Here is a 22,477-nt window from a genome sequence, read left to right as displayed (position 1 = left end):
TCCCAATAATTAATCTGCAATTTATGAGGCGCTTATGCAAAACCAACGCATATTCTGGTTAACAACTCTGGCAATTACTGGCTTGGGGTTTGGCACCATCTATTGGTATAACCAAACCCCGGTCGACGCCACATCCAATCCGGTAACCAACAAAACCACAAGAATCTCTACTACACATCTGGATAATAAAAACAACAAGGATGCCGCAATGCCAACTAGCAACATCCCAGCGAATACTGCCAAGTCACCAGCCGAAACAATTGACTCTGAATTACAAACGCGTATCGATGCAATAAAAAAGCGCCGCCCCAACCTGCAATACACACCGGAGCAAATTGCCGCAGCATCCGCTCGGAGCACCTCTTGGAGCCCCAGCGAAGAACCACCAGCTAATCTGCCATTGCTGCCGGACGAATTAACCGATGGCCGTCAATTTATTCAACTGGACACGTTAAAAATGGAGACCCTGATGCCGGGCGATGCGATTAACGTGCGCGTTGCAGAAAATGCCCGTGACTACCAGGTAGTCATTGATAAAGTAGAAAAGCACGATTACAACAGCATTAGCTGGTATGGCCATATCCAAGGAGATGATGGACAAAAATATTCCGTGAGCTTTACCCGCGGAGAAACTTTAACGGTAGGCGGACTGGATACACCTGATGGCCACTATGTGTTGCAAGCGCACGGCAATAATGGCTGGATTGCTTCCAGCCAATTGTTATTTAAAGTCGACCCTCACGTGAGCGATGCTATTCACCCGGCCGATGTAGATCCAAGTTATGCGCAAACTCCAGACAACCATTCACACTAATAACGCACATCAGTAACCCAATTAAAACTCGCGCGGCGCACACCCGGCGAGTTTTATCATCGCGTTCATTTGGGAAGAGATAAAAATTCATCGGACTCTAATACCCGGTGACTAATGCGCACCTGCGCGACCTCCCCTTTAAACCAATGCACCTGGTTCATTCGCGCACCAATGGAGGTTTGCGCGTGCGCTGCAATCGGCAAATAATCCACCTGCCCGGTTAATTCCTTATTGCCATTAACATAAGAGACAAATTCACGATTTTTGTAAGTGATTGCCGCATGAGCCCATTTACCAATCGGATGAACCATGGTGGAATCAATCAAGGTAAACTGAGATTGCTCGGATTTAATATAAGCATCCAGATACCACTGGTTTTTATCATTTAAGCGCAACTCAATAGTCACACGACGATTGGGATTATCCGGGGCTTCGATATGAAAAAAGCGCGGCTCGATATTTGCGGGAAATGCAGCAGCGGGATTAAAAATAATTTCGATAGTAAATTCAGCCGCGTCTTTTAGTGGGTTTTTATCTACCAGTAATCTGTCGCCGTCACCGTCAAAACTAACCACACTCCCCTGCGACGAACTGACCACTTTTGGGTTCCCCAGTACTATCACCGGAGAATCACCAATTTTTTCCAAAGAATTTACCAACCAAACTTCCGTTCCATTCGTTGGATCTAGCGAGGACGATAATGCGGTTTGAGAGGGAGCAGCAGTGCACGCTACAAACAATAAACTATTTAAAATTAACAGCGAATTGGACAATAACAGGCATTTTTTCATAAACATTCACCACTGCTTAACAGCAGTGCCCTATTTTCATTCGTATGGTTGATAGGTTTTGATAATAGTAAACGAATACTTAAAATTGCCGCGCGAATAATTATTATAGAAACGCAGCCGATAATTGTATCGGCTGCGGAATACACTTAATCCTCGTCGCCAGAATATTTAGCTTGTTGTTGCAACAAATTGCGTTCCACGTCACCCGGTGATCCGGTTTTTCGTGCTAACAAACTATAGGCAACCGGTACCAGGAACAACGTCAGCACCGTTGCCACCAGCACCCCGGAAATAACAACGATGCCAATAACAAAACGCGTTTCCGCTCCTGCACCAGAAGAAATTACCAGTGGAATCGCCCCGGCAACAGCAGTAAGGCTGGTCATTAAGATCGGACGCAACCGCGCTGACGCGGCTTCCAACAATGCTTCGGTAAATTCCACCCCGCGATCGCGCAACTGGTTAGCAAACTCCACAATCAAAATACCGTTCTTTGCCGCCAACCCGATTAACATGAGCAAGCCAATTTGCGAATACAAATTAAAACTGCTACCCGATAAATACAAACCCAGCATTCCACCCAAAATAGCGAGCGGTACAGTCAGCATAATCACAAAGGGGTGAATATAACTTTCAAATTGTGCGGCAAGTACCAGGAACGTGATGAGAATTCCGAGCACAAAAATAAACGCCACAGAACCGCCCGAAGATTGAAAATCGCGCGACAGGCCTTTGTAATCCACGATTGCAGTAGCGGGTAAATGTTCACGCACCAATCCATTCAGATAAACCAATGCATCACCCAAAGCCAGATTATCGGCGAGATTGGCCTCAATGGTTAATGAACGCATTCGGTTATAACGATTCAATCGACTCGCATCAGCAACTTCTTTCAGAGTCACCAAATTCGATAGGGGTATGAGTTCACCAGACCGCTCCGAGCGCACATACATATTTTGCAGACTGGTGGTAGTGCGCTGCTCATGGCGCTCACCTTGCAGAATTACGTCGTATTCTTCGCCATCATCAATGTAAGTGGTTGCGCGGCGCGAACCCAGCATAGCTTCCAGGGTGCGACCAATATTATTAACGCTCACACCCAAATCCGCCGCGCGATTGATATCTATCACGACTTCCACTTGCGGTTTGGTTTCTTTGTAATCCCAATCGATACCGGTCAAGCCAGGGTTATTTTGTTCAATTTTTTCCAACAAAATATCGCGCCATTTCGCTAATTCTTCGTAGGTACCACCACCCAACACAAATTGCACAGGCTTCTGCGCCTGGGAACCGAACCCCTGGCGCATAACAGGCGCCGCAGTAACACCGGGTAAGTCAGCAAGCTTCTGCCGAATTTCATCCATCACCACAAAGGCATCACGGCGCAGACTCCAATCATTCATCACCGCGATAATCATCCCACTATTAAAACTTTCAGTCACACCAAAGGCGCGCGGAGCACGAACCATCAAACGCGTAATTTCTCCGGAATCCACATATTTCATCATGCGATCTTCAATTTCGGTCATGTACTCTTCCATATAGGAATAGCTGGCGCCTTCAGGGCCATTGACCATCACAAAGAATGTTCCGCGATCTTCTCGGGGCGCATATTCAGAGGGAATCTGTTGAGCCAGAAAAAACGCACCCAATAGTAAAATGGCAAAACCAGCAACGATGGCTTTTGCATGACGCAAACAAGTACGAATCACCGCCATATAGCGAACACGCAAAGCCATCATCCATCGATTAACATTTTCAACAAATTTATTTTTTTGCTCGTGGTGAGTTAATACCTTGGATGCAAGCATCGGCGATAAGGTCAACGCAATCAGCGCCGAAAATCCCACTGCTGCTGCCATGGTAATGGCGAATTCAGAAAACAGTCGGCCCATATCCCCTTTTAAAAATACGATGGGAACAAAAATCGCAATCAGCACCAAGGTGGTTGCAATAACAGCAAACCCCACTTCGCGCGACCCATCGTAGGCTGCCAACAGCGGCTTTTTACCTTTCTCCTCAATATGGCGCACAATATTTTCTAACACCACAATCGCATCATCCACCACCAAACCAATAGCCAAAACCAACGCGAGCAAGGTCAGCATATTGACCGAAAAATCCATCGCTGCCAGTACGGTGAAGGTGGCAATGATGGAAACTGGCACTGCCACCGCAGGAACCAGCATGGCGCGAATACTGCCGAGAAATAAATAGATAACCAGGATTACCAGTACTATGGCAATCGCGAGGGTTATATAGACTTCGTGGATAGCGCGCTCCACAAAAATGGAACTGTCATAACTATCTTCAAGGCTCATCCCTTTAGGGAGAATCTCATTGATTTTATCGCGCTCGGTTTTCACACCGCGCGCAACATCAATAGTATTCGCCGTCGATTGTTTAACGATCCCTATACCCACCTGGGTCACGCCATTACCGCGAAATAAATTGCGATCCTCTTCGGTGCCCTTCTCCACTTTGGCGATATCGCCCAAGCGAATTAAGTGGCCGTCATCGCCACGGTGAACCACTAGCTGACTGAATTGTTCTACCGAGCGATAGGAGCGCGCCATGCGCACGGTAAATTGCCGCTCAAGCGATTCAATACTTCCTGCCGGCAATTCAATGTTTTCTGCACGCAAGGCGGATTCAACATCATTCACGGTAAGATTGCGCGCCGCCAATTCACGCCTATCAAGCCATATGCGCATCGCATACCGTTGCTCGCCTCCAATCCGCACACGAGCTACGCCATCAATAACGGAAAATCGGTCCACCAGATAACGCTGAGCATAGTCCGTGAGCTCAGGCATGGTCATGTTTTCGCCTTCGAAGTTAAACCAGAGAATTACGTCTTCATCCGAACTCACTTTTTGCACTTCCGGAGGATCTGCCTCATCCGGCAAATTCCCCAATGCGCGCGCGACACGGTCACGAATATCGTTTGCAGCCGAATCCATATTGTGGCCAGTATCGAATTGCACCACGATATTTGATACACCGTTTTCACTTGATGATTCGATATAGCGAATTCCCTCTACACCTGAGATGCGATCTTCAATCACTTTGGTAATACGGGTTTCCACAATGTTCGCCGCAGCGCCGGGATAATTGGTGCGAATAGAAACAACGGGCGGATCAATATTCGGGTATTCACGCAACGTCAAGCGATCAAAGGCTACCAACCCAAACGCAATTAATAACAGCGAAATAACCGATGCAAAAACCGGCCTTTTGATGGATACATCCGAGAGCAACATAGAAATTACCCTCAGTGAGTTTGTGCGTTAATCAAATCAGAAAGATGCGGCGCTTCCCCCACCTGCTCAGCAACTGGCTTTTCTTCTGCCATTACCTTAACAACTTGTCCGGGGCGGATTTTTTGCAACCCATGGGTGACCAGTTTATCGCCGGCTTCTACCCCTTTAATGACCTCAACTGCGCCAGCGAGGCGTTCGCCAATTTGAATTTGGCGACGTTCCACAGTGGTTTTGCCGTCAGTATTTTTTATTGCAAACACAAAGTTATTACTGCCTAGAGGTACCAGTGCCGATTCAGAAATTACGAGCGCATCGCGCGCGCCGGCTTTTAGGTCCACCAGCATGAGCATACCCTGTTTCAGCTCGTGATTCTTATTGTCGAGTATCGCTCTCACTTTGATTGAGCGAGTCACTTCATCGATACGGTTATCTATGCTGAGAACCTTGCCGTGAAATTCCCGTCCGTCCAGGTCGCGGCTTTTTGCCACTATGGGTAAATCCAGCGCGAGACTGCGCAAATAGATAGCAGGCACAGTGAAATCCAACTTCATCACTGAATCATCATTGAGCGTTGTGATTTGATCTCCGGGTGATACCAACGCCCCAACACTCGTTTCTCGCAGCCCAACGACTCCGGAAAAAGGCGCTAATAAAATTAAATCTTTCAAACGGGATTCAGTCGCGTTGTAACGTGCACGCGCAGCCTCATATTCGCGAATACGCTGATCGAGCAATGATTGGGCAGCTGCACCGCGCTTAGCCAATTCGCGCACGCGATCCAATTGCTTTTTAGCTTCGTCGGCATTAAAGCGCGCCTCTTCAAGCAATGCCGATTCCTCACGGCTGGTCATTTCAACCAGCACTTGCCCTTTGGTTACACGCTGTCCATCGTCAAAATTAATACGGGTAATTTTTTTGGTTTCGTTGGAGGTAAGCGAAATAGATTCGTTGGCTCTCAAGGTGCCGAGCGCCTCTATATTGGTAGTTAAATTTTTAGTGCTGGCAGGCTGCACAATCACTTCCACTGCTTTGTCTGCCGGTGGCTGCGCAATAACACTAATACTTAATAAGGCACTGGTTAAAATACCGCTTTTTATAAAGCGCGGTAGTAAAGTCATAAGGTTCTCCCTTGGGCTGCACATGGTTGTGCTTTTTTTGTAACCATGCCGGTCATTGAGCAAGTTTAGAATATAGGTTTATGTGCGGATATTTACGTAAGGATAAGGTTTCATCGAAGGGGAACTAAAAATTTAACACTTGTTTACAAAATCCAACGGATCAGTGCAATTGTGCAAACACGTTAAAAACGCGAAAGGGATTTAACAAAGCACTGTCGAGCCGTTTATCGTTGGCTCGACAGCCGCCTGGTTATTTTTTATCGAACTTGATTGATGCGGAGTTGATGCAATAACGCAAACCGGTAGGCTCAGGGCCATCGGTAAACACGTGCCCCAAGTGGCATTCGCAATTGCGACAGAGCACCTCGGTACGGAACATACCATGGCTGGTATCCAGCAACTCACGAATAGCCACCTTGTTTACCGGAGCGTAAAAGCTGGGCCAACCACAGCCAGCATCGAACTTGGTATCTGCATCAAACAGTAGCTCTCCGCAGCAGCGACAACGGTAATCGCCCGTATTGAACTCCTGCCAATATTCGCCCGAAAAGGGCCTTTCTGTGCCTTTTTCACGGCAAATCCGGTACTGCTCAGGCGTTAGTATTTCGCGCCAGTGGTTATCACTAAATTTTTCGTTGGCAGCCATAAGGATTTCCTTGACAGATCAACTAGTTAAGGTCGATTATTCGAGTGTTTTTCAACCGCAATCACGCGTTACCGCAATCAAGGCATCTTACTGCAAATGAACCCGATTAAGAAATCCGACAAACTCAACGGAGTTTGCTATGACATTCGCGGCCCGGTACTCGAGCATGCTAACCGCCTCGAAGAGGAAGGCCATCGTATTCTGAAGCTGAACATCGGCAACCCTGCCCCGTTCGGTTTTTCGGCGCCGGATGAAATCATCCAGGACGTCATCCATAACCTCGCCAATGCCGAGGGCTATACCGCATCCAAGGGTTTGTTTGCCGCGCGTAAAGCGATCATGCACGAATGCCAGCGTCTGGAAATCCCCGGCGTTGAAATTGAAGATATCATCCTCGGCAACGGTGCCAGTGAACTGATTGTGATGGCCATGCAGGCCCTGCTGAACAATGGGGATGAGATCCTGGTTCCCGCCCCTGATTACCCACTCTGGACTGCGGCAGTAAACCTTGCGGGTGGTAAGGCTCGCCATTACCTGTGTGATGAGCAAGCCGACTGGTTCCCGGATCTGGCTGATATTGAAAGCAAGATTACCGATAAAACCCGTGGCATTGTGGTGATTAACCCCAACAACCCAACCGGTGCGGTATATAGCCGTGAACTGTTGGAATCTATTGTTGAACTTGCCCGCCGCCATAACCTGATTATTTTTGCCGACGAGATATACAGCAAAATCCTGTACGACGATGCAGAATTTATCCCCATGGGTAAATTGGCACAGGACGTACTCTGCGTCAGTTTTAACGGTTTGTCCAAAGCCTATCGCTTGGCAGGTTTTCGTTCCGGCTGGATGGTCATCAGCGGGGCCAAGCATCGCGCGCGCAGCTACATTGAAGGCCTGGAAATGTTGTCGTCCATGCGCCTCTGTGCAAACGTACCCGCAATGTATGCAGTACAAACCGCACTGGGCGGCTATCAAAGTATTAACGAACTAATTATTCCCGGCGGTCGCTTGCGTGACCAGCGTGATACGGCACTGAAAGCCATTGCAGAAATTCCCGGTCTTTCCTGCGTAAAACCCAAAGGCGCTTTGTACCTGTTTCCAAAACTCGATTTAAGCATGTACAAAATTAAGGATGACCAGCAAATGATTCTGGATTTCCTGTTGCAGGAAAAAGTGTTGCTGGTACAAGGTACTGCGTTTAACTGGCCGAACCGCGACCACTTCCGCATTGTGTTTTTACCGAGAGAAGATGATCTAACCAAAGCCATTCAACGCTTTGGGAGTTTCCTGTCACGCTATTCGCAGTAAGCCACAGAAATTTCATTTTTGTGTTTCCGCAGAAAATAAAAAAACCAGCTTCGCGCTGGTTTTTTTATGCTTCAAGCCTGTGACGGCACTTTATAGATTAATAACTTTAACTGCTGTTCTGGATCTACATCCGGAAAATCTTTATGCGACTGCAAGCGCTCAATAAATTCTGCTTCAGGGCAGTTTTCAGCCACCACCTGCCGTAAGAAACCCTCACTTAATTCCGGAGCATTTAAGCAAGCCAATACCAAACCACCTTCTGGCATAAGTTCAGGCAAACGACGAATTACTTTGGCGTAGTCTTTTTCTGCAATAAAACTACCTTTTTGATAAGAAGGTGGATCTATGATTACCAGATCATACGGACCGCGCTTTTTTATGCGGCCCCATGACTTTAAAATATTTTCCGCTAGAAACTCACTACGGGTTTTATCCAAGCCATTGAGCTGGTGATTACTACGCCCCAAATTTAGCGCGGCACTGCTCATATCTACATTAACAACAACCGCCGCGCCGGCAGCGACCGCCACGACGGAGAAGGCGCAGCTGTAAGCAAATAAATTCAACACTCGCTTACCGTGGGCATGCTGCTGAAGCCATGCTCTACCCGGCTCCATATCCAGAAAAAAGCCGCTGTTTTGCTGTTGGGCCAAATGCAAAGAAAATTGCAAATTCCCGCAGAGAGCAACGCAATGCTCAGGCAAACTCCCCCACAGCAATTCACTCGGCGCTCCTGCTTGGTGACGAGACTGAACAAGAAAAGCGGTTTTATTTTCATCAAATAGCATTCTTGATTTGGAAACCAAATCAGATAACCACCCCTCTTGGGGCTCAGCAAACAAGGTCAGCAGAATGACAGGTTGGAAAAAGTCGATCGTGACAAACTCCAAACCGGGAAAAGTCCGCCCTCGCCCGTGAAAAACGCGATAGCTATCGATTCTTTCCTGTAGACGAATTTTTTCAGCAAGCTGTTCAAATCGCTCAATAATGACTTTCATGTGTTATCGCCCGCCGAGTAACCAACCGGATACATAATCGCTTCGTTAAAACCGGTAATCACTCGTGTATAACCACTAAAGGATTGATCCAATTGCGGGTCGTTAGTATCCACCAGCAATGGACGACCATTAAGTGCAAGAATTTTTCCGCGCGCAGCGATAATAACAATATTGTCTTTCCCTACTCGCCGCAAAACCTCTGGTGTAAATTGTTGGTTGCCACGCCCAAGAATATGGCCCTGACCTCCAATCGCCGTAATAATCATTTTAACCGGGCCAGAAAATTGCTTGAGTTGCAGGAGAATTTGCGCCGCAGTCACATCGATAGCGATCAATTCATCATTCAACAATATATCTACACCTAATAAACTACCCTCCAATCCCAACTCCTGCAAAAACAAGTGTGTCGTTGAGCCAGGGCCGACGAGGTACAAAGTATCCGGTTTTAATTGCTGAATCATTTCCTGCGCAACATCTAGTTGTGCCAGCTCATCGCGTTCAGTACCCGCATTTTTTACTTGCTGAAGAAATTGCGAATCCTCTGGTACCAACAAAGTGCCATAAAAACGTGCGCGCACCTGGCCGTTGCGAAAGGCATCTTCATCAATATCTTTTACATCGCGCTCGGCAATATTCACTAGCTGCCCAGTCAACAGCTGTTTAACAATTTCACCTGCCGCTTCCGGCGAAATTGCATAAACGCCGGAATGCATTTTCACGCCGGAGGGAACACCAAGTACTGGCTGACGGGTGCCAACCACATCGGCAATCAAACGCGCGGTACCGTCACCACCGGCAAATAAAATTAAATCAACAGCTTGATTCATTAATTCAGTGGCGGCAGCGCAAGTGTCAGCTGCTTCACTGGGAGATTGTTGTGCAGCACCGACGATATGCACGGTAAAACCGAGATCGCGAACAATAGTCTCGCCCATATCCTTCGCAAAACAAAAAATTTCAATTTGATTGCGAAATATCAGTAAGGATTGCAAGGCACGCGCCATACGTTGCGGGGCACGCATTTCTGCACCGCGCATCAACGCTTCAGTACGGATTGCCTCGCCGTCAGAACCTTTTAGCCCAACACTTCCACCTAATCCCGCATAGGGATTAATAATTAAACCCAATTTAAACACAGCGGAAACCCAATACTTGCAGCCATTGCTTATCGGAATCGCTTACGGATTCAAAATGCACCTGGTAATTATGAAATTCACGGCGTTTCGGATAGTGTTTCCGCAAATGATCAAAACCTTCGCCAAAATTAATTTCACCTGCGAGCGCCTTGCGCGCAGTATCACGTAGACGAGCATCATCAGCCACTATGTCGTATACCTGTTGGATTAACGACTGGGCAATTTCGAATACCGATTTGGTTTCATCATCTACCCGCAGTTGATTATTTGCCAAGGGAGCAACCAATTCTGCGAGCGAGGCTTGGGGCTGGGTACCAATATGCTTACACAATGCCTGGTAAACAATTTCAGTTCCATTAAGTTTGCCATCGTAGCTATAACCGGCAATATGCGGGCTTCCCAATAACACCTTGTCGAGTAGCTCCAATGAAATGTCCGGTTCAGGCTCCCATACATCCAGCACTACCCGCAGATCCGTACGCGCACTCAATACCTCTAGCAACGCTTGGTTATCAATCACCGCGCCGCGTCCGGCATTAATTAATACCGCCCCCGGCTTTAGTTGATTCAGCTCGGTATGGCTGAGCAAATGAAAACTGGGATGCAATCCATCCATAACCAACGGGGTATGCATGCTAATGACATCACAGGACAACACGTCCTCCAGTGACGTTAAATCCGGATTTTGCGCAGCGGTAAGATTGGGATCGTAGCAACGAACATTCACCCCCTGAGCCTTCAAACGCTGATAGAGCAGCCCACCTACATTGCCGCAACCGATAATACCGAACTTCACCGGAAGCCAGTTAATATCCAAATGAGCCAAGGCCGCGTACACATACTCAACCACCGAGTTAGCATTACATCCTGGAGCACTGGACCAGCCAATGTTATTGGAATCCAGATAAGCCTGCTCAAGATGATCAACCCCGATAGTACAGGTTCCGACAAACTTAACCTTACTACCCGCAAGCAGAGCCTCATTCACCCGGGTGACTGAACGAACAATCAGGGCATCAGCATCACGAATGTCCGCCGGGGTCATATTGCGCCCCGGAAGGCGGGTAACCTCGCCAAGGCGACTGAAAAACTCATTCACTAGCGGGATGTTTTCATCCGCAACTATCTTCATAAAAGCTCGCTTATTGCCAGAAAAGGCGTGTATATGTTCTGTTTGCTGCAAAAGTAGACGCCAAATAAATCCACGGAATAAAAAAAACAACCATAGCAGTTGTGCTTTGGTGAATTAGCATATACTTTATATAGTGATGGTGACGTTAAAACCATCGTTTGGAACCCGTTGTCAGGGTTTACCCGCAGCGGGATCTACCTCAATTTAGGGGGTGGTATTATGAAGACCTCGCACACTGGCCACAACATGGATAATGTGGTTGATCTCTTCACCAGGAAGACTTATTCAGCTATTCATGATGAGCGCTTTATCCGCCTTGCTCCAGAATTGGACGGGCTAGAGATGCTCTACTCTAACGATACCAGCTCCGAAAAACTCTACAGCCTGAAAATCCTTTGCTGGGGCCTGCGTGCCAATGGCGAAGTAGTGGGTTTAGTTCCCTGGTTAAATGACATAGTCCCCTGCCCAGACCTGTGTGATCCACTGAATGGTCACTGGGAAGGCTATTATGATCCGGGTATTGATGAGCTGTTTTTCGAAGCTCCGATGCACAAAGTCATAGAGCTTGAAACAGCAGCGGAATACTACGAAGTACAGTGCGACAGTGGCGATGACGTTATCCAGGAGCTGCCGGATACCATAGGTACCCACGCTGTTCTGGCGGTACCCGATAGCAAGCGCTTGTCATTGGTAGAAGTAGTAAGTTGGTGCCTGCATTATGACGGCAGTGTGTACGCCATGATCAGCGACCCAGCCAAGGTAGTTAGTACTCCGGTACTACCCGGCGATGACTCCTTGTATGAAGCTCAAGCCAGCGAACAATTCCGCTACTTCTTCCAACACCAGATCGCCAACAAAATTAAAGCAGAAGACCCGGAAGCGCTTGCTGCCATCTCCTTGCTTGTCGATGGCATCCAGACTTAATGCAACATGCCCCAAAAAAATAACGCCGCATTAGCGGCGTTACAGACCGCTGACAAACCCCTAGCCAAAAGCTGGGGGTTTGCGTTTAATGGCAGCACACTTTCTTGTGATGACTGCCATGCTCAAAGAACCTGCGCCGCGCCAACACACACTGGAAATGGTGATCCTTGAGGATCTCGTTCCGGCTGACCATCTACTGCGCAAAATCGACAAGTACATCAACTTCGAATTTATCCGCGACCAAGTCCGCCATTTATATTGCGATAACAACGGCCGCCCTGCAGTTGATCCGGTGTTGTTATTTAAAATGCTGTTTATTGGTTATTTGTTTGGTGTGCGCAGCGAGCGGCAGTTAGTGCGCGAGGTGCAAGTGAATGTGGCATATCGTTGGTTTTTGGGGTTGAGTCTCACGGATAAAATCATTGATGCCTCCACCTTTAGCCAGCAACGTCGGCGCCGGTTTTTAGCGACTGATATTGAGCAACAAATTTTTGATGAGATTGTTCGCCAAGCAATTGGCCACGGCTTGGTGGGCGGCGATGTGCTTTACACCGACAGCACCCACATGAAAGCCAATGCCAATAAAAAGAAGTTTGAAATTCACACCGTCACGCAAACGCCGACGGATTATTTAACCGCGTTGGAAGTGGCGATTGATGAAGACCGAATTGCCAACGGCAAAGCCCCACTAAAAGAAAAAGCGGGCGATACCGAGCCAAAAACCCGCGACATTAAAGTCAGCACCACTGATCCCGATAGTGGTTATTTAACACGCGAAGGCAAGCCCCAAGGATTTTATTATCTCGACCATCGCACCGTGGATGGTAAATACAACATCATCACGGACACCCACGTCACACCGAGCAACGTGCATGACAGCAAACCTTATTTGGCACGCCTGGATCGCCAATTAACGGCCTTCAATATTTATCCGTACACGGTGGGATTGGATGCAGGCTACAAAACTGCAGGCATCTGCAAAGGTTTGGAAGATCGCAATATTGAGGGCGTTATTGGCTATCGCCGCCCCAACAAAGCGGAAGGCTTATTTGCCAGGCGCAAATTTGTGTTTGATGCCGATCAGAATCATTACACCTGTCCGGCGGGTCAGTTGATTTCATATAACACCACCAACCGATTGGGCTATCGCGAATACCGCTCCGATTCAGAGCAATGCAAACGCTGTCCGTTTTTGGATCAATGCACGCGCAGTCGCAACCACACCAAAGTCATCACACGCCATGTGTGGCAAGACAGTGTGGAGCGCACTGATGCGCGACGACTCACCGAGCAAGGCAAACGGATTTATCAACGCAGAAAGGAAACGGTGGAGCGCAGCTTTGCCGACGCGAAACAATTGCACGGTCATAGATATGCACGTTATCGCGGCTTGCGTCGCGTGAGTGGCCAGTGTTTGTTGGCGGCTGCGTGCCAGAATATGAAGAAGATAGCGCTGTTGCTGGCGCGTTTTTATAATCCATTGGTGGTGTTAGGCCTTGTTCAAGCGCTGTGGATACTTATATCGCGTTTTATCGAGAAAAATGAACGGATTGGAAATCAATCGCCAGAAATGCGGTTGATGCACAGCGCGAGCTAAAAAAATAAAACCCCACTTTTTTAGGGTGGGGTTTGTCAACGATCTGTAACGCCGCATTAGCGGCGTTATTTTTTTGTCAAGCAACAAAGATCTGATTATTTATTTTTGCGAATGTAATACAGATACTGCGATTCGTTTTTCTTCTGCTCAACCAATTCATGCCCGAGAAACAAACAGAATTTTGGAATATCGCGCTGTGTTGACGGATCGGTTGCAATCACTTCAATAAGATTGCCAATCGCCACTTCTTTGACAGCCTTATGCAACATCATTACCGGTTCCGGGCAAAGCAAACCAGAGGTATCCAAAGTTTTATCAATTTGTTCATTCATAGTTTTAAATCGTCTATAAAAAATTCAGCAAATAGCTAAGCGGTAGCTATGATTAACACATAGGAAAATAAAATCAGGAGAAACTTTTCACTACCGAGGAACATTGTTCGATGTCTCGGAAAACGATAAACGATTATATGCCTTCTGATTTTTTTAGTCGCCAGTCACTGGAGCTAACCTTCCGCTTATTACGCACCAACCACCCGCTATTGGCACACGCCGTAAAGCAAACGTTAGATTTCACCACAGCCGTTTCTTACGAAGATTTGCAGTCCGCATACACCGGCGAAATGCTGCGCAATAACGAAGTGCTAGCGGCATTAAAAGCACACACTATTGGCAAGATTGTTTCCGTACTCACGGACATAGGTGAGGAAGCATTGCGCAAACATGACCTCCCTCCAAGCCACATGACCCTGTTGCGTTCACTCATTGAGGACTGGGTACAACTCACTGAGTGGGTATTGCAACACACTGCAACGGATATGCAAGATAAAACGGCCTACCAATAGACTTGCAAATACTAAATAATCACTCCATTAAAAAACTCGCAAGTGCCCGGTTACTTCTTCGCGATCGTGATACAACTGCTTAAATTGAATATCCACGCGAAACCCCGCCTTTTCGAGTTCAGAAACTATTCGCTCTTCACATTTTTTTACTTCCATATAGCGTTGCTTCATCGGCAGTTTTAAATTAAAAACCGCTTCACGACAATATTTTTTAGTGAACCACTTAATAATCATACTCGTAACGCGCGCGGGCTTATCAACAATATCGCACACCAACCAATCTACCGGCTTTTTGGGTTCATACAAAAAACCATCACTTAGCATGTGCGTTACCTGCCCGGTTTCCATTAGATTTTTATCCATTGGGCCATTATCAACTGCCTCAACAAACATCCCCCGCCGTACCAACTGCCAAGTCCAACCACCTGGAGCAGCACCAAGATCCACAGCACGCATACCAGCGCCCAAACGCTCATCCCAATCTTCCGCCGCAATAAAGTGATGCCACGCCTCTTCCAGTTTTAAGGTTGCACGACTGGGCGCCTCTTTGGGCAAACGCAAGCGGGTAATACCCATCGGCCAAGGCGATGAATTATTTACCGGACTTACACCAAGATAAGCTTGAGTTCCCGAAATAAACACCAGATGCATGCGCATGTTGCTTTTCGCAGAGAACAAGGATGCCGCACGCATTGCTTTTTCAAACGGTGCGGTGAATTTTTTGCACAAGCCTGAAAGTTCTTTGCCCTCATTAGTATCGACAGTCTCGATCACTAACTCGCGCACCTCACCAAATCCCTGCGCCCCGGCAAGCAATGGCGTTACACGATCCGCTACTGGCAAATCACTGATCATTTCAGCACAAGCAAACCACTGGCGAGCAAAAATAAATTTCCGAAAACGCAGCATTTTAATAAGCTGACTGGCTCCATCGGGCTCGTGAGTGACGAATAAAATATAGGCACTACTCTCTTTGGTCTTACTGTAGCCGTAAATACCCAACTCACCCGCAAGATCAGTGATTTCTGCGGCACACTCTTTTTCAAACCCGGGACGACAATGTAAAAATAAATGATTCACAATTTTCTCTTTATTGATTGGAACGAACACTCATGCAAGCCACTATTCTTGCCCGAGTAACTCCGCATCGCGACGCGGCAAAATGCTGACCGATTCAGTGGCAGTATCAAATACCACCACGACTTCACGTCGTTTAAGCAACTGCCTGATTTGTTCAACTTTTACACTGAGCGGTATTTCTTCCTCACCGTAATCGGTGCCCTCGCGGGTAATGAATTCCTCAATCAATCCTTGCAATGCGTCGCTCGATAATTGCTCATAGGGAATAATCATCTAAAGCTACCAATTTTCATTGCATTCAACTCTGATTTAACCCCGATTCGATTTCTGACTTGTTCAGGTAACACAAGCGGAGTAATCTTGGTTTAAACCTACCGATTCTGTATCAACAATTTAACAATAAGGATGCAACGTGAACACGCAACTCGTATTAACTGTCCTTTGTGATGACCGTCCCGGCGTAGTAGAACAACTTGCGCAAACCATCAGCCAACACCAGGGGAATTGGCTGGAAAGCCGCATGGCGCAATTAGCGGGCAAATTTGCCGGCATTCTGCAAGTTGCTGTCGCCAAAGAGCATCAGGATCAGCTGCGCGCCGCTTTGAATGAGCTGGGTAGCAAAGGCTTCAAAATTGTTGTCGATAATGCGATTACCACCTCCAAGCCAGACAGCCGCGAATTCAGCTTTAGCGTTGTCGGTAATGATCGCCCGGGCATTGTACGCGAAATCGCCCAGGCGTTCGCTGCGCGCCATATAAACATGGGTGAATTGGAAACGGCCTGCTCAAGCATGCCTTGGTCCGGCGAGCCGCTATTCGAAGCGACCGGGGTGATTGAAGTCCCAAAAACTGTGGATATGAATGAACTTTATGACTATCTTGACAAAATTGCCGACGAACTAGCGGTTGATATTCGACTGGAATCCTCAACCGAGCGCAATAGCTAACCCCCTGCTTCAACATTCCCTTGCGTCAACTATTAAGGGCCACAATCGTGGCCCTTAGTATTTACAGCGTATCGATAATCCATACCCACGAGATACACAGCGATAAAGCAATTCGCTAAAACCTGGATAGCTACAAAGTATATGGATGTAAAATAGATAAATAAATGCCGCTAGTGCTTGCGGCGCTCCAATTCAGCATCAAACTTTTCTAACTCAATATTGATCGCTTTGGTTGAGATATTCACTTCATAAAAAGAAAACAATAAAGAGACCACCAGCAGAATTAAACTCACAGCAAATAGGTACATCCCCGCCACCTGAAAGGCTAATAGCAGCGAAAACATCGACAGCGTACAGAACACAAATGACAAAACACCGAACGCCTGCATAAACCGAATTACCGTCATACGTATGCGCAGGTTTTCGATTTGACGAATTACCAAATCACGGCTGGGCGCATTTTCCAAATTACTTAGCTGACGAATCACGTTGGCGAGTGTTACAAAGCGATTGGTGTACGCAAGCATCAACAACGAAATTGCAGGGAACAATAAACTGGGCGTGGTAATGGTCATTTCCATAAATACATCATCCGGTATATGACTACTGAAATAGTTCGCGCCAATAGATTACGCGGTCGTGTCCGCGGTAGCTGCCAAACTGATAGTTGGCGCGCAGATTACAATCAGGACTACGACTTGGGTTTGTATTCGGAAGCGCGCAATTTACATCTGAAGGCACACCACTTTGGCCATCCCAATCAAACCGCAACCAGGGATACGAAGCCAAATTAACCGTAACGGTAAACGATCCGGTCGCACTACCAGTTGGAGTAGAAAACGAATGATTGGCACTCCCCGTAGCAAAACCGATATTAGCTGCAGTGACGGAAGTGTTTTGTGCGGCAGTAACACCATACTGACCCGTTGTTGTTCCACCCGTTAATGCAACGGTTAAATTTGTCGGCGTCGCGATACTTCCTGATGGATAAGAAATTGCACTACGCAAAATTGTTGTGCAACTATCAACATTATTTCTGATAAAAACATTTCCCGACCAAAACTCAGTCAAAAAATTAACGGGTAAGGTTGCCGTTTCAGGCCCAAAAGCGTCATCCAGTCGCACTCGCCCGTAACGCATAACCAAGGGGGCACCCAGCGTTATCGCTGTACACGCGGCCCCGGCACACGCACCCGTGGTATTAGGATTCATATTCAAGGCCTGTAATTGCCGTGAATCCAAGGTGTCCGTTACGCGTAGCCCTAATTGCAAACTTTCGAAGGGGCCGTCAGGTGCTGTTGAATTTTGCCGAGCAAAATTTGTAGTGCCCGTTGCAGTAATTTGCCGCACCCCGTTAACCCAGGAGGTAGCCGGTGCAGTTACGCGCGCCCCGAGATTCACACAGTTATCTGCATTTTCAGCAACCCATTCAACATTCGCATAACCGGTTCCAGACGCAGTGCCAGAACCTGTTGAACAGCCTGCCGTTGAACTGGCCGCACTAGAGCTACTCACGCTGGAACTTGAACTGGACTCATGATAATTGGTGGTGACAGTTTCATTGGTACTGCGCGCTTCCACCCGATATTGAGTGGTGAAGCTTTGCCCCATGTAACTAAAGTTAAATCCTGTACCGACACAAGCCGAGGCTATCGTAGCATTGACCAAAGTAAAATGATCCGGATAAAAGCGCCCTGCCACAACGTTTCCATCACTGTAATTGGCAATATTGCCGGCCGATAAATAATCGGAATCGGTCAGGGCCGGCGTAATACGAATGCTACCAACCTGATTCCACTGAATATCAGGATTTACAAAAGTACCTGCGGGCGTTGTTGCAGAAAAACTACCGGTATTGGTTAAGGTTGTTAAGGTTCCGCCCGTCGGATGAACTAGCGTGGACGCAGTGAGTGTAATGGCATTTTTTTCCGAAGTCGTTTCGTTGCCAAAGTTTGGCGTTGGCGAGCCACTAAAATTGCGCGACTGTATGAGCACTTTAAATTTTTCATTGGCGGCAACAAATCCCGCTCCAGTAGTTGTCGTTCCCGGTGTAGCCACATTGGCCAGTGTAGTAATACCACTCACTGCCAGCGTATGAGGTTTAACCACAAACTGATTGCTGTTTCCTGTCAACGTAATAGCAGGATTATTTCCCGAGGCAGATAAACTTACCCGACCATGTAAGCGTATAGCGCCCACATCGGAATAATTAGATGAAATATTTGACGCGACGCCGGACCCATCAAATGTTAGGGAAACTGCTTGATAGGCCACTACCGAGTTATTCGGATTGGAAGAAATATCTACAGCTACACTACCATTACTAATGGTTAACTTCTCCCCGACAACGCAGCTCACTGGATTTCTACATTCATAAGCTAGATCAACATTCCGTGTACCCGTGATTTGGGCCACACAAGCGCCTGTACTATTGTCGGTACGAATTGCGCGAAGAGTAAAAGCACCACTTACACCCGCTGTTTGTGTAGAAATTGTAGAAAAAAGCAAAGCAGAATTAACAAAGCTGATACTCGGGTCATAGGATGCACTTTCAGTACGCGTACCATCAGTCACGTTAATGTTTAGCGTTGCCGCAGATGTTTGTTGTAAATACTTTGTTGTAGCGCTCGCACTGCCTGTAAATGTAAAAGTATTCCCCCCAACCCAAACGCCTGTTGCCGGCGAAGTACTTAAGGTAATAGTTGTGCCATTAGCAGGATTAACCGTATTACCCAAACTGTTATATGCCGTGATCGTAATAGCCGCCGGTTCACAGGTTATTGCCGGGCTAGTGAGGGAAATACGATAGTGATCCACGACAGTAGTAGCACTATTACACGCGCTCGCCGGCGTAGAATTGGGTACGCAAGTGCCATAAACAGCACCGCCGTTAGTAATATTCACGGTCGAATAATTCGGCGCAGTCAGGTTTCCATACACAGTCGAATTGTTTACATTGATCGGGCCACTATTACTGCTGATCGTAATTGAGTTGGAACCGGAGCCCAGTACACTACCACTTTGAATAGTCACCGAACTCGCGCCACTAATGCTGCCACTGGTCATAGTCACGCCGGAAAATGTAGCGGTATTATTTGCAGTCATTACAAAAGCACCGGCAATCGTCCCACCGGTAATACTCATACCTGATTGCGCTTGCGCACCACCACTTAAATTAGTGCCATTGGTAGTAATCGTATTGCTACTGCTGGTTATTTTTCCGGTAACCGCACCGCCAGTGAGGTTAATATTTCCTCCTGTCGTTACGGTTCCAGTAATCGAGGTATTAATCAGCGTGATATCACTACTGTTAGCAGTAATGTTCCCGTATATGGTATTCGTATTACCCGATTGGATAGCGCCGTAGTTAGCGACAAGATTGATACGATTGGTGCTACTGCCAATTGTGTTATTGGTAAGTACAAAACCATTATCGGCAGAAATCGTAATTGTTGTATTGGACGTTAATATATCGCCGCTAGCAAGCGTTACTCGCCCGTTCCCATTACAGGTATAAGTAGTTCCAGAAACGCTCCAACTGGTATTACACGGAGGATAAGAGCCGCTTGTTAAATTATAGGTCGCCGCCTGCAACCCCAAACAACAGGACAATAAAAATACACCAACAACAATGGTAATGAATAATCGATAACGCTTTAAATAATTTATCCGCGTAACCATTTATTCCTACTCCCGAAAGGAACCGACTTGTACTGTACGACTCGCCCGAAATTGTTGGGAACCGCAAACTCCGACACTCGTTAACGTATAAAAGCTCACTGTAACACCTACTGCGGCTGTCGTTGCATAGTTTGCTGCGGAACCGGAATTACAAGCAGTGTTATCGCGATAACGGCAAACGCAATTCACCGTTGCGGTACATATTTGCAACCCACTGACGCCGGGGAAATTATGATTAATGGCCATACTTGCGCAGGCTGCATCGGTTGCTTGTCGCGTCGTCGTATTTAAAAATAACGCTTGCATGCCGCGCTGCGCGCCGCTTTCAGCAGCGTATATAGACTGGATGTTGGTAAATTCCTGGACGCTGGACGTTTGTGTTTGCGTAGCCGTGCGCGAAATAGTCACCGCCAGCGCGGCCATTACCACCAAAATAAACAGCGCTAACGGCAATAAAAAACCGCGCTGGTGAGCAGATGATTTTATTAAATAAATATCAGGGGACATTGCGAATAAAAACCCCCTGCGTGTAAGTGAGTGTTTCACCGCTACTGGAAATACCTAATGCAATATCAACGCGAGTATTACGATTTTCACTACCCGCAGCGAGACTAAAAGGAGTGGTACTAGTGACTCCTCGTGCAAGAATATCGAACGCACCCGTAGGTGGTGTATCCGTTACCGTGAGATTGCCATAAAAACGCAGCTCTGAATTCACCACACAAAACGCCAATGGATTATCCAGCAAATAATAACGCTTCCCCATAGAGTTACGCGCCCACTGCCTTGCCGTTCCAATTTGCAATGCATTAGTCGCGTAACCATTGTAGGTTTCGCGCGCGGCAGCTACAGCAGCATAAATTTCTGTTGGCTGGTTTGCGCCTATCACCAAATGACGCGCTGTACCAAAATCCACCGTGACCAACGAAGCAGGAATGCTTGCCGTTGGCGCAACACCGTTAGTTCCATCGGCCACAGGGTTAAAGTAATTTCCCCCCGCAACAATCGGCATAAATTCAATGCAACTGCCGCCATTCAAAACGCGCACCGAATTAGGTAACGCCATTCGCAGTTGGCGGGTCATGCGTTCCAATGCTTGCCGCGCTGTATTGGCCAGCAATGCGCGCGACTGGGTACGCTGATATCCCTCCGTCGTTTGCACAACGAAGCCGGTGCCTATGGTGGCAAGAATGGCTAAAATTACAATAACCGCAACCATTTCAATCAGCGTAAAGCCGCTGTGCTGCCACGGCCTTTTCTGTTGCTTCCCCTGCTTAATAAAATGAGAATTTATCATCAGAAATTTGCTCGCTCGGCGGCTAGCAATATAGTTTCACCCGTTGGCGTGGTTACGCTGACCTCTACCAATTTGATATTAGCGTTGGTGGTTACCCTAACGCTACGCGCATAACCGGTGTAAGGAACATCGCTCCATCCCTGATAATCATCTACATCGTTTCTGTTCGAATCCGGATTATTATTACAAGCTACCGATCCAGCTTGCACCGAAGAGCATGCAGGAATTCCACCCGTTGGTGTCTGCTCATCGTATTTAAGCGCGAGAATTTCATCAAGTAAGGATTGCGCCGCTTCGACAGCGCGAATGCGAATGAGTGGATCAACGTTATGCATCATCGCCTGACGATCGGCACTGATAAGTGGAATCATCGCCACGCTGACGATGACAATAAAAATAACCATTTCAATCAGGCTCACACCTAACTGCCATTTTTTTAGCGTTCTTTTAGTTGGCAAAGGCATAACCACTCGCCTCCACCCGAATACTTGCGGATACTCCACCACTCCCACTCAGGGTGATTGTTCCGGCAGTAGTTCTGCCTAATTTATCGTAACTAAACGTTGCCGAAGATGCCGTTATCCCGGACGGTAACGCCAAGGGGTAATAACTCCCGCCTAAATTAATAGCGGCACCATCTTCAGTGACTGACACAGAATTAGTGGTGAGCACTACGCGGATATTATTACCCGTACTGCGCATCATGGCTTGTTGCTGCGCAAAAAATAAAGCCGCGATGACATCATCGCGGCTTGATTGAATATTGGCAGTATGTACGCCTCCCAAGCGGGAAAAAAGTACAACTGAAAGGACTCCCACTAATACAACGACCGAAACAAGCTCAATTAATGTGAACCCTCTGGGCTGCCTGATCAACATATAAAACTAGCCATTGGACA

Annotated in this window: 22 protein-coding genes and 1 pseudogene; 6 read left to right on the top strand and 17 right to left on the bottom strand. The window is 47.3% G+C overall.

The window, feature by feature from the left end:
• Nucleotides 1-34: 34 nt before the first annotated feature.
• On the top strand, nucleotides 35-814 hold the full coding sequence (locus tag D0C16_RS01650) for a hypothetical protein (protein ID WP_151030718.1): 780 nt from the start codon (nucleotides 35-37) through the stop codon (nucleotides 812-814).
• A gap of 65 nt (nucleotides 815-879) precedes the next feature.
• Here D0C16_RS01650 and D0C16_RS01645 read toward each other — a convergent pair whose 3' ends face one another.
• The 4 genes from D0C16_RS01645 to msrB form a co-directional block, all read right to left on the bottom strand.
• Complete coding sequence (locus D0C16_RS01645) at nucleotides 880-1,605, bottom strand: LamG domain-containing protein (RefSeq protein WP_151030717.1); 726 nt, start codon at nucleotides 1,603-1,605, stop codon at nucleotides 880-882.
• A 146-nt stretch (nucleotides 1,606-1,751) separates the two neighbouring features.
• A complete protein-coding gene (locus D0C16_RS01640; protein WP_151030716.1) occupies nucleotides 1,752-4,868 on the bottom strand; it encodes an efflux RND transporter permease subunit in 3,117 nt (1,038 codons plus the stop codon).
• Between the two features lie 11 nt (nucleotides 4,869-4,879).
• On the bottom strand, nucleotides 4,880-5,986 hold the full coding sequence (locus D0C16_RS01635) for an efflux RND transporter periplasmic adaptor subunit (protein WP_151030715.1): 1,107 nt from the start codon (nucleotides 5,984-5,986) through the stop codon (nucleotides 4,880-4,882).
• A 250-nt stretch (nucleotides 5,987-6,236) separates the two neighbouring features.
• A complete protein-coding gene (gene msrB / locus D0C16_RS01630) occupies nucleotides 6,237-6,632 on the bottom strand; it encodes a peptide-methionine (R)-S-oxide reductase MsrB (protein ID WP_151030714.1) in 396 nt (131 codons plus the stop codon).
• A gap of 96 nt (nucleotides 6,633-6,728) precedes the next feature.
• Between msrB and D0C16_RS01625 the strand changes: the two genes are divergently transcribed.
• Nucleotides 6,729-7,943, top strand: a complete 1,215-nt coding sequence (locus D0C16_RS01625) for a pyridoxal phosphate-dependent aminotransferase (RefSeq protein ID WP_151030713.1) — start codon at nucleotides 6,729-6,731, stop codon at nucleotides 7,941-7,943.
• Between the two features lie 71 nt (nucleotides 7,944-8,014).
• Here the strand turns inward: D0C16_RS01625 and D0C16_RS01620 are convergent, their stop codons facing one another.
• From D0C16_RS01620 to D0C16_RS01610, 3 genes are read right to left on the bottom strand one after another with little or no spacing between them, the layout of a single operon-like run.
• Entirely contained in the window at nucleotides 8,015-8,941 is a 927-nt protein-coding gene (locus D0C16_RS01620; RefSeq protein ID WP_151030712.1) for a class I SAM-dependent methyltransferase, read from the bottom strand.
• Nucleotides 8,938-10,077 carry an ATP-NAD kinase family protein gene (locus D0C16_RS01615; RefSeq protein ID WP_151030711.1) on the bottom strand — a complete coding sequence of 380 codons (1,140 nt, stop codon included), beginning with the start codon at nucleotides 10,075-10,077 and terminating at the stop codon, nucleotides 8,938-8,940. Before D0C16_RS01615 ends, D0C16_RS01620 begins: the two co-directional genes overlap by 4 nt.
• Complete coding sequence (locus D0C16_RS01610) at nucleotides 10,070-11,209, bottom strand: 4-phosphoerythronate dehydrogenase (RefSeq protein ID WP_151030710.1); 1,140 nt, start codon at nucleotides 11,207-11,209, stop codon at nucleotides 10,070-10,072. Before D0C16_RS01610 ends, D0C16_RS01615 begins: the two co-directional genes overlap by 8 nt.
• A gap of 219 nt (nucleotides 11,210-11,428) precedes the next feature.
• Between D0C16_RS01610 and D0C16_RS01605 the strand changes: the two genes are divergently transcribed.
• Both D0C16_RS01605 and D0C16_RS01600 read left to right on the top strand, forming a co-directional pair.
• Nucleotides 11,429-12,133, top strand: a complete 705-nt coding sequence (locus D0C16_RS01605; RefSeq protein ID WP_151030709.1) for a hypothetical protein — start codon at nucleotides 11,429-11,431, stop codon at nucleotides 12,131-12,133.
• Nucleotides 12,134-12,251: 118 nt separating this feature from the next.
• Nucleotides 12,252-13,730 carry an IS1182 family transposase gene (locus tag D0C16_RS01600; protein WP_225319008.1) on the top strand — a complete coding sequence of 493 codons (1,479 nt, stop codon included), beginning with the start codon at nucleotides 12,252-12,254 and terminating at the stop codon, nucleotides 13,728-13,730.
• A gap of 95 nt (nucleotides 13,731-13,825) precedes the next feature.
• Here the strand turns inward: D0C16_RS01600 and tusA are convergent, their stop codons facing one another.
• Complete coding sequence (tusA, locus tag D0C16_RS01595; RefSeq protein ID WP_151030708.1) at nucleotides 13,826-14,062, bottom strand: sulfurtransferase TusA; 237 nt, start codon at nucleotides 14,060-14,062, stop codon at nucleotides 13,826-13,828.
• A gap of 137 nt (nucleotides 14,063-14,199) precedes the next feature.
• Here tusA and D0C16_RS01590 point away from each other — a divergent pair, with 137 nt between their 5' ends.
• Nucleotides 14,200-14,574, top strand: coding sequence for a hypothetical protein (locus D0C16_RS01590; RefSeq protein WP_151030707.1), 375 nt, complete (start codon nucleotides 14,200-14,202; stop codon nucleotides 14,572-14,574).
• Nucleotides 14,575-14,601: 27 nt separating this feature from the next.
• On the opposite strand, the gene rlmM is transcribed toward D0C16_RS01590, so the two are convergent.
• Nucleotides 14,602-15,654 (bottom strand): 23S rRNA (cytidine(2498)-2'-O)-methyltransferase RlmM, encoded by a 1,053-nt coding sequence (gene rlmM, locus D0C16_RS01585; protein WP_151030706.1) that lies wholly within the window; start codon nucleotides 15,652-15,654, stop codon nucleotides 14,602-14,604.
• A 42-nt stretch (nucleotides 15,655-15,696) separates the two neighbouring features.
• Complete coding sequence (locus D0C16_RS01580) at nucleotides 15,697-15,927, bottom strand: YheU family protein (protein ID WP_151030705.1); 231 nt, start codon at nucleotides 15,925-15,927, stop codon at nucleotides 15,697-15,699.
• Between the two features lie 139 nt (nucleotides 15,928-16,066).
• Here D0C16_RS01580 and D0C16_RS01575 point away from each other — a divergent pair, with 139 nt between their 5' ends.
• Nucleotides 16,067-16,600, top strand: coding sequence for a glycine cleavage system protein R (locus D0C16_RS01575; RefSeq protein ID WP_151030704.1), 534 nt, complete (start codon nucleotides 16,067-16,069; stop codon nucleotides 16,598-16,600).
• A 170-nt stretch (nucleotides 16,601-16,770) separates the two neighbouring features.
• Here D0C16_RS01575 and D0C16_RS01570 read toward each other — a convergent pair whose 3' ends face one another.
• From D0C16_RS01570 to D0C16_RS24735, 7 genes and pseudogenes are all read right to left on the bottom strand, one after another.
• Complete coding sequence (locus tag D0C16_RS01570) at nucleotides 16,771-17,181, bottom strand: DUF2721 domain-containing protein (RefSeq protein WP_151030703.1); 411 nt, start codon at nucleotides 17,179-17,181, stop codon at nucleotides 16,771-16,773.
• A 22-nt stretch (nucleotides 17,182-17,203) separates the two neighbouring features.
• The gene (locus D0C16_RS01565; protein ID WP_151030702.1) at nucleotides 17,204-20,281 is read right to left on the bottom strand and encodes a DUF6701 domain-containing protein; all 3,078 of its coding nucleotides are present in this window, start codon (nucleotides 20,279-20,281) and stop codon (nucleotides 17,204-17,206) included.
• 6 nt (nucleotides 20,282-20,287) lie between these two features.
• Nucleotides 20,288-20,788: an MSHA biogenesis protein MshP gene (locus tag D0C16_RS01560; protein ID WP_151030701.1), complete on the bottom strand. Its 501-nt coding sequence runs from the start codon at nucleotides 20,786-20,788 to the stop codon at nucleotides 20,288-20,290.
• Complete coding sequence (locus D0C16_RS01555; protein WP_151030700.1) at nucleotides 20,778-21,578, bottom strand: type II secretion system protein; 801 nt, start codon at nucleotides 21,576-21,578, stop codon at nucleotides 20,778-20,780. The genes D0C16_RS01560 and D0C16_RS01555 overlap by 11 nt, the downstream gene beginning before the upstream one ends.
• Nucleotides 21,578-22,042, bottom strand: coding sequence for an MSHA biogenesis protein MshD (locus tag D0C16_RS01550; RefSeq protein WP_151030699.1), 465 nt, complete (start codon nucleotides 22,040-22,042; stop codon nucleotides 21,578-21,580). The genes D0C16_RS01555 and D0C16_RS01550 overlap by 1 nt, the downstream gene beginning before the upstream one ends.
• Nucleotides 22,026-22,397, bottom strand: coding sequence for a hypothetical protein (locus D0C16_RS01545; RefSeq protein ID WP_255481980.1), 372 nt, complete (start codon nucleotides 22,395-22,397; stop codon nucleotides 22,026-22,028). The genes D0C16_RS01550 and D0C16_RS01545 overlap by 17 nt, the downstream gene beginning before the upstream one ends.
• 3 nt (nucleotides 22,398-22,400) lie before the next feature.
• Nucleotides 22,401-22,457 (bottom strand): annotated as a pseudogene (locus tag D0C16_RS24735) (prepilin-type N-terminal cleavage/methylation domain-containing protein); the annotation flags it as partial.
• Nucleotides 22,458-22,477 lie beyond the last annotated feature (20 nt).

Origin of the sequence: Cellvibrio sp. KY-GH-1, from assembly GCF_008806975.1 — a bacterium.
Lineage (GTDB): Bacteria > Pseudomonadota > Gammaproteobacteria > Pseudomonadales > Cellvibrionaceae > Cellvibrio.
This window is presented reverse-complemented; position numbering and strand designations above follow the sequence as displayed.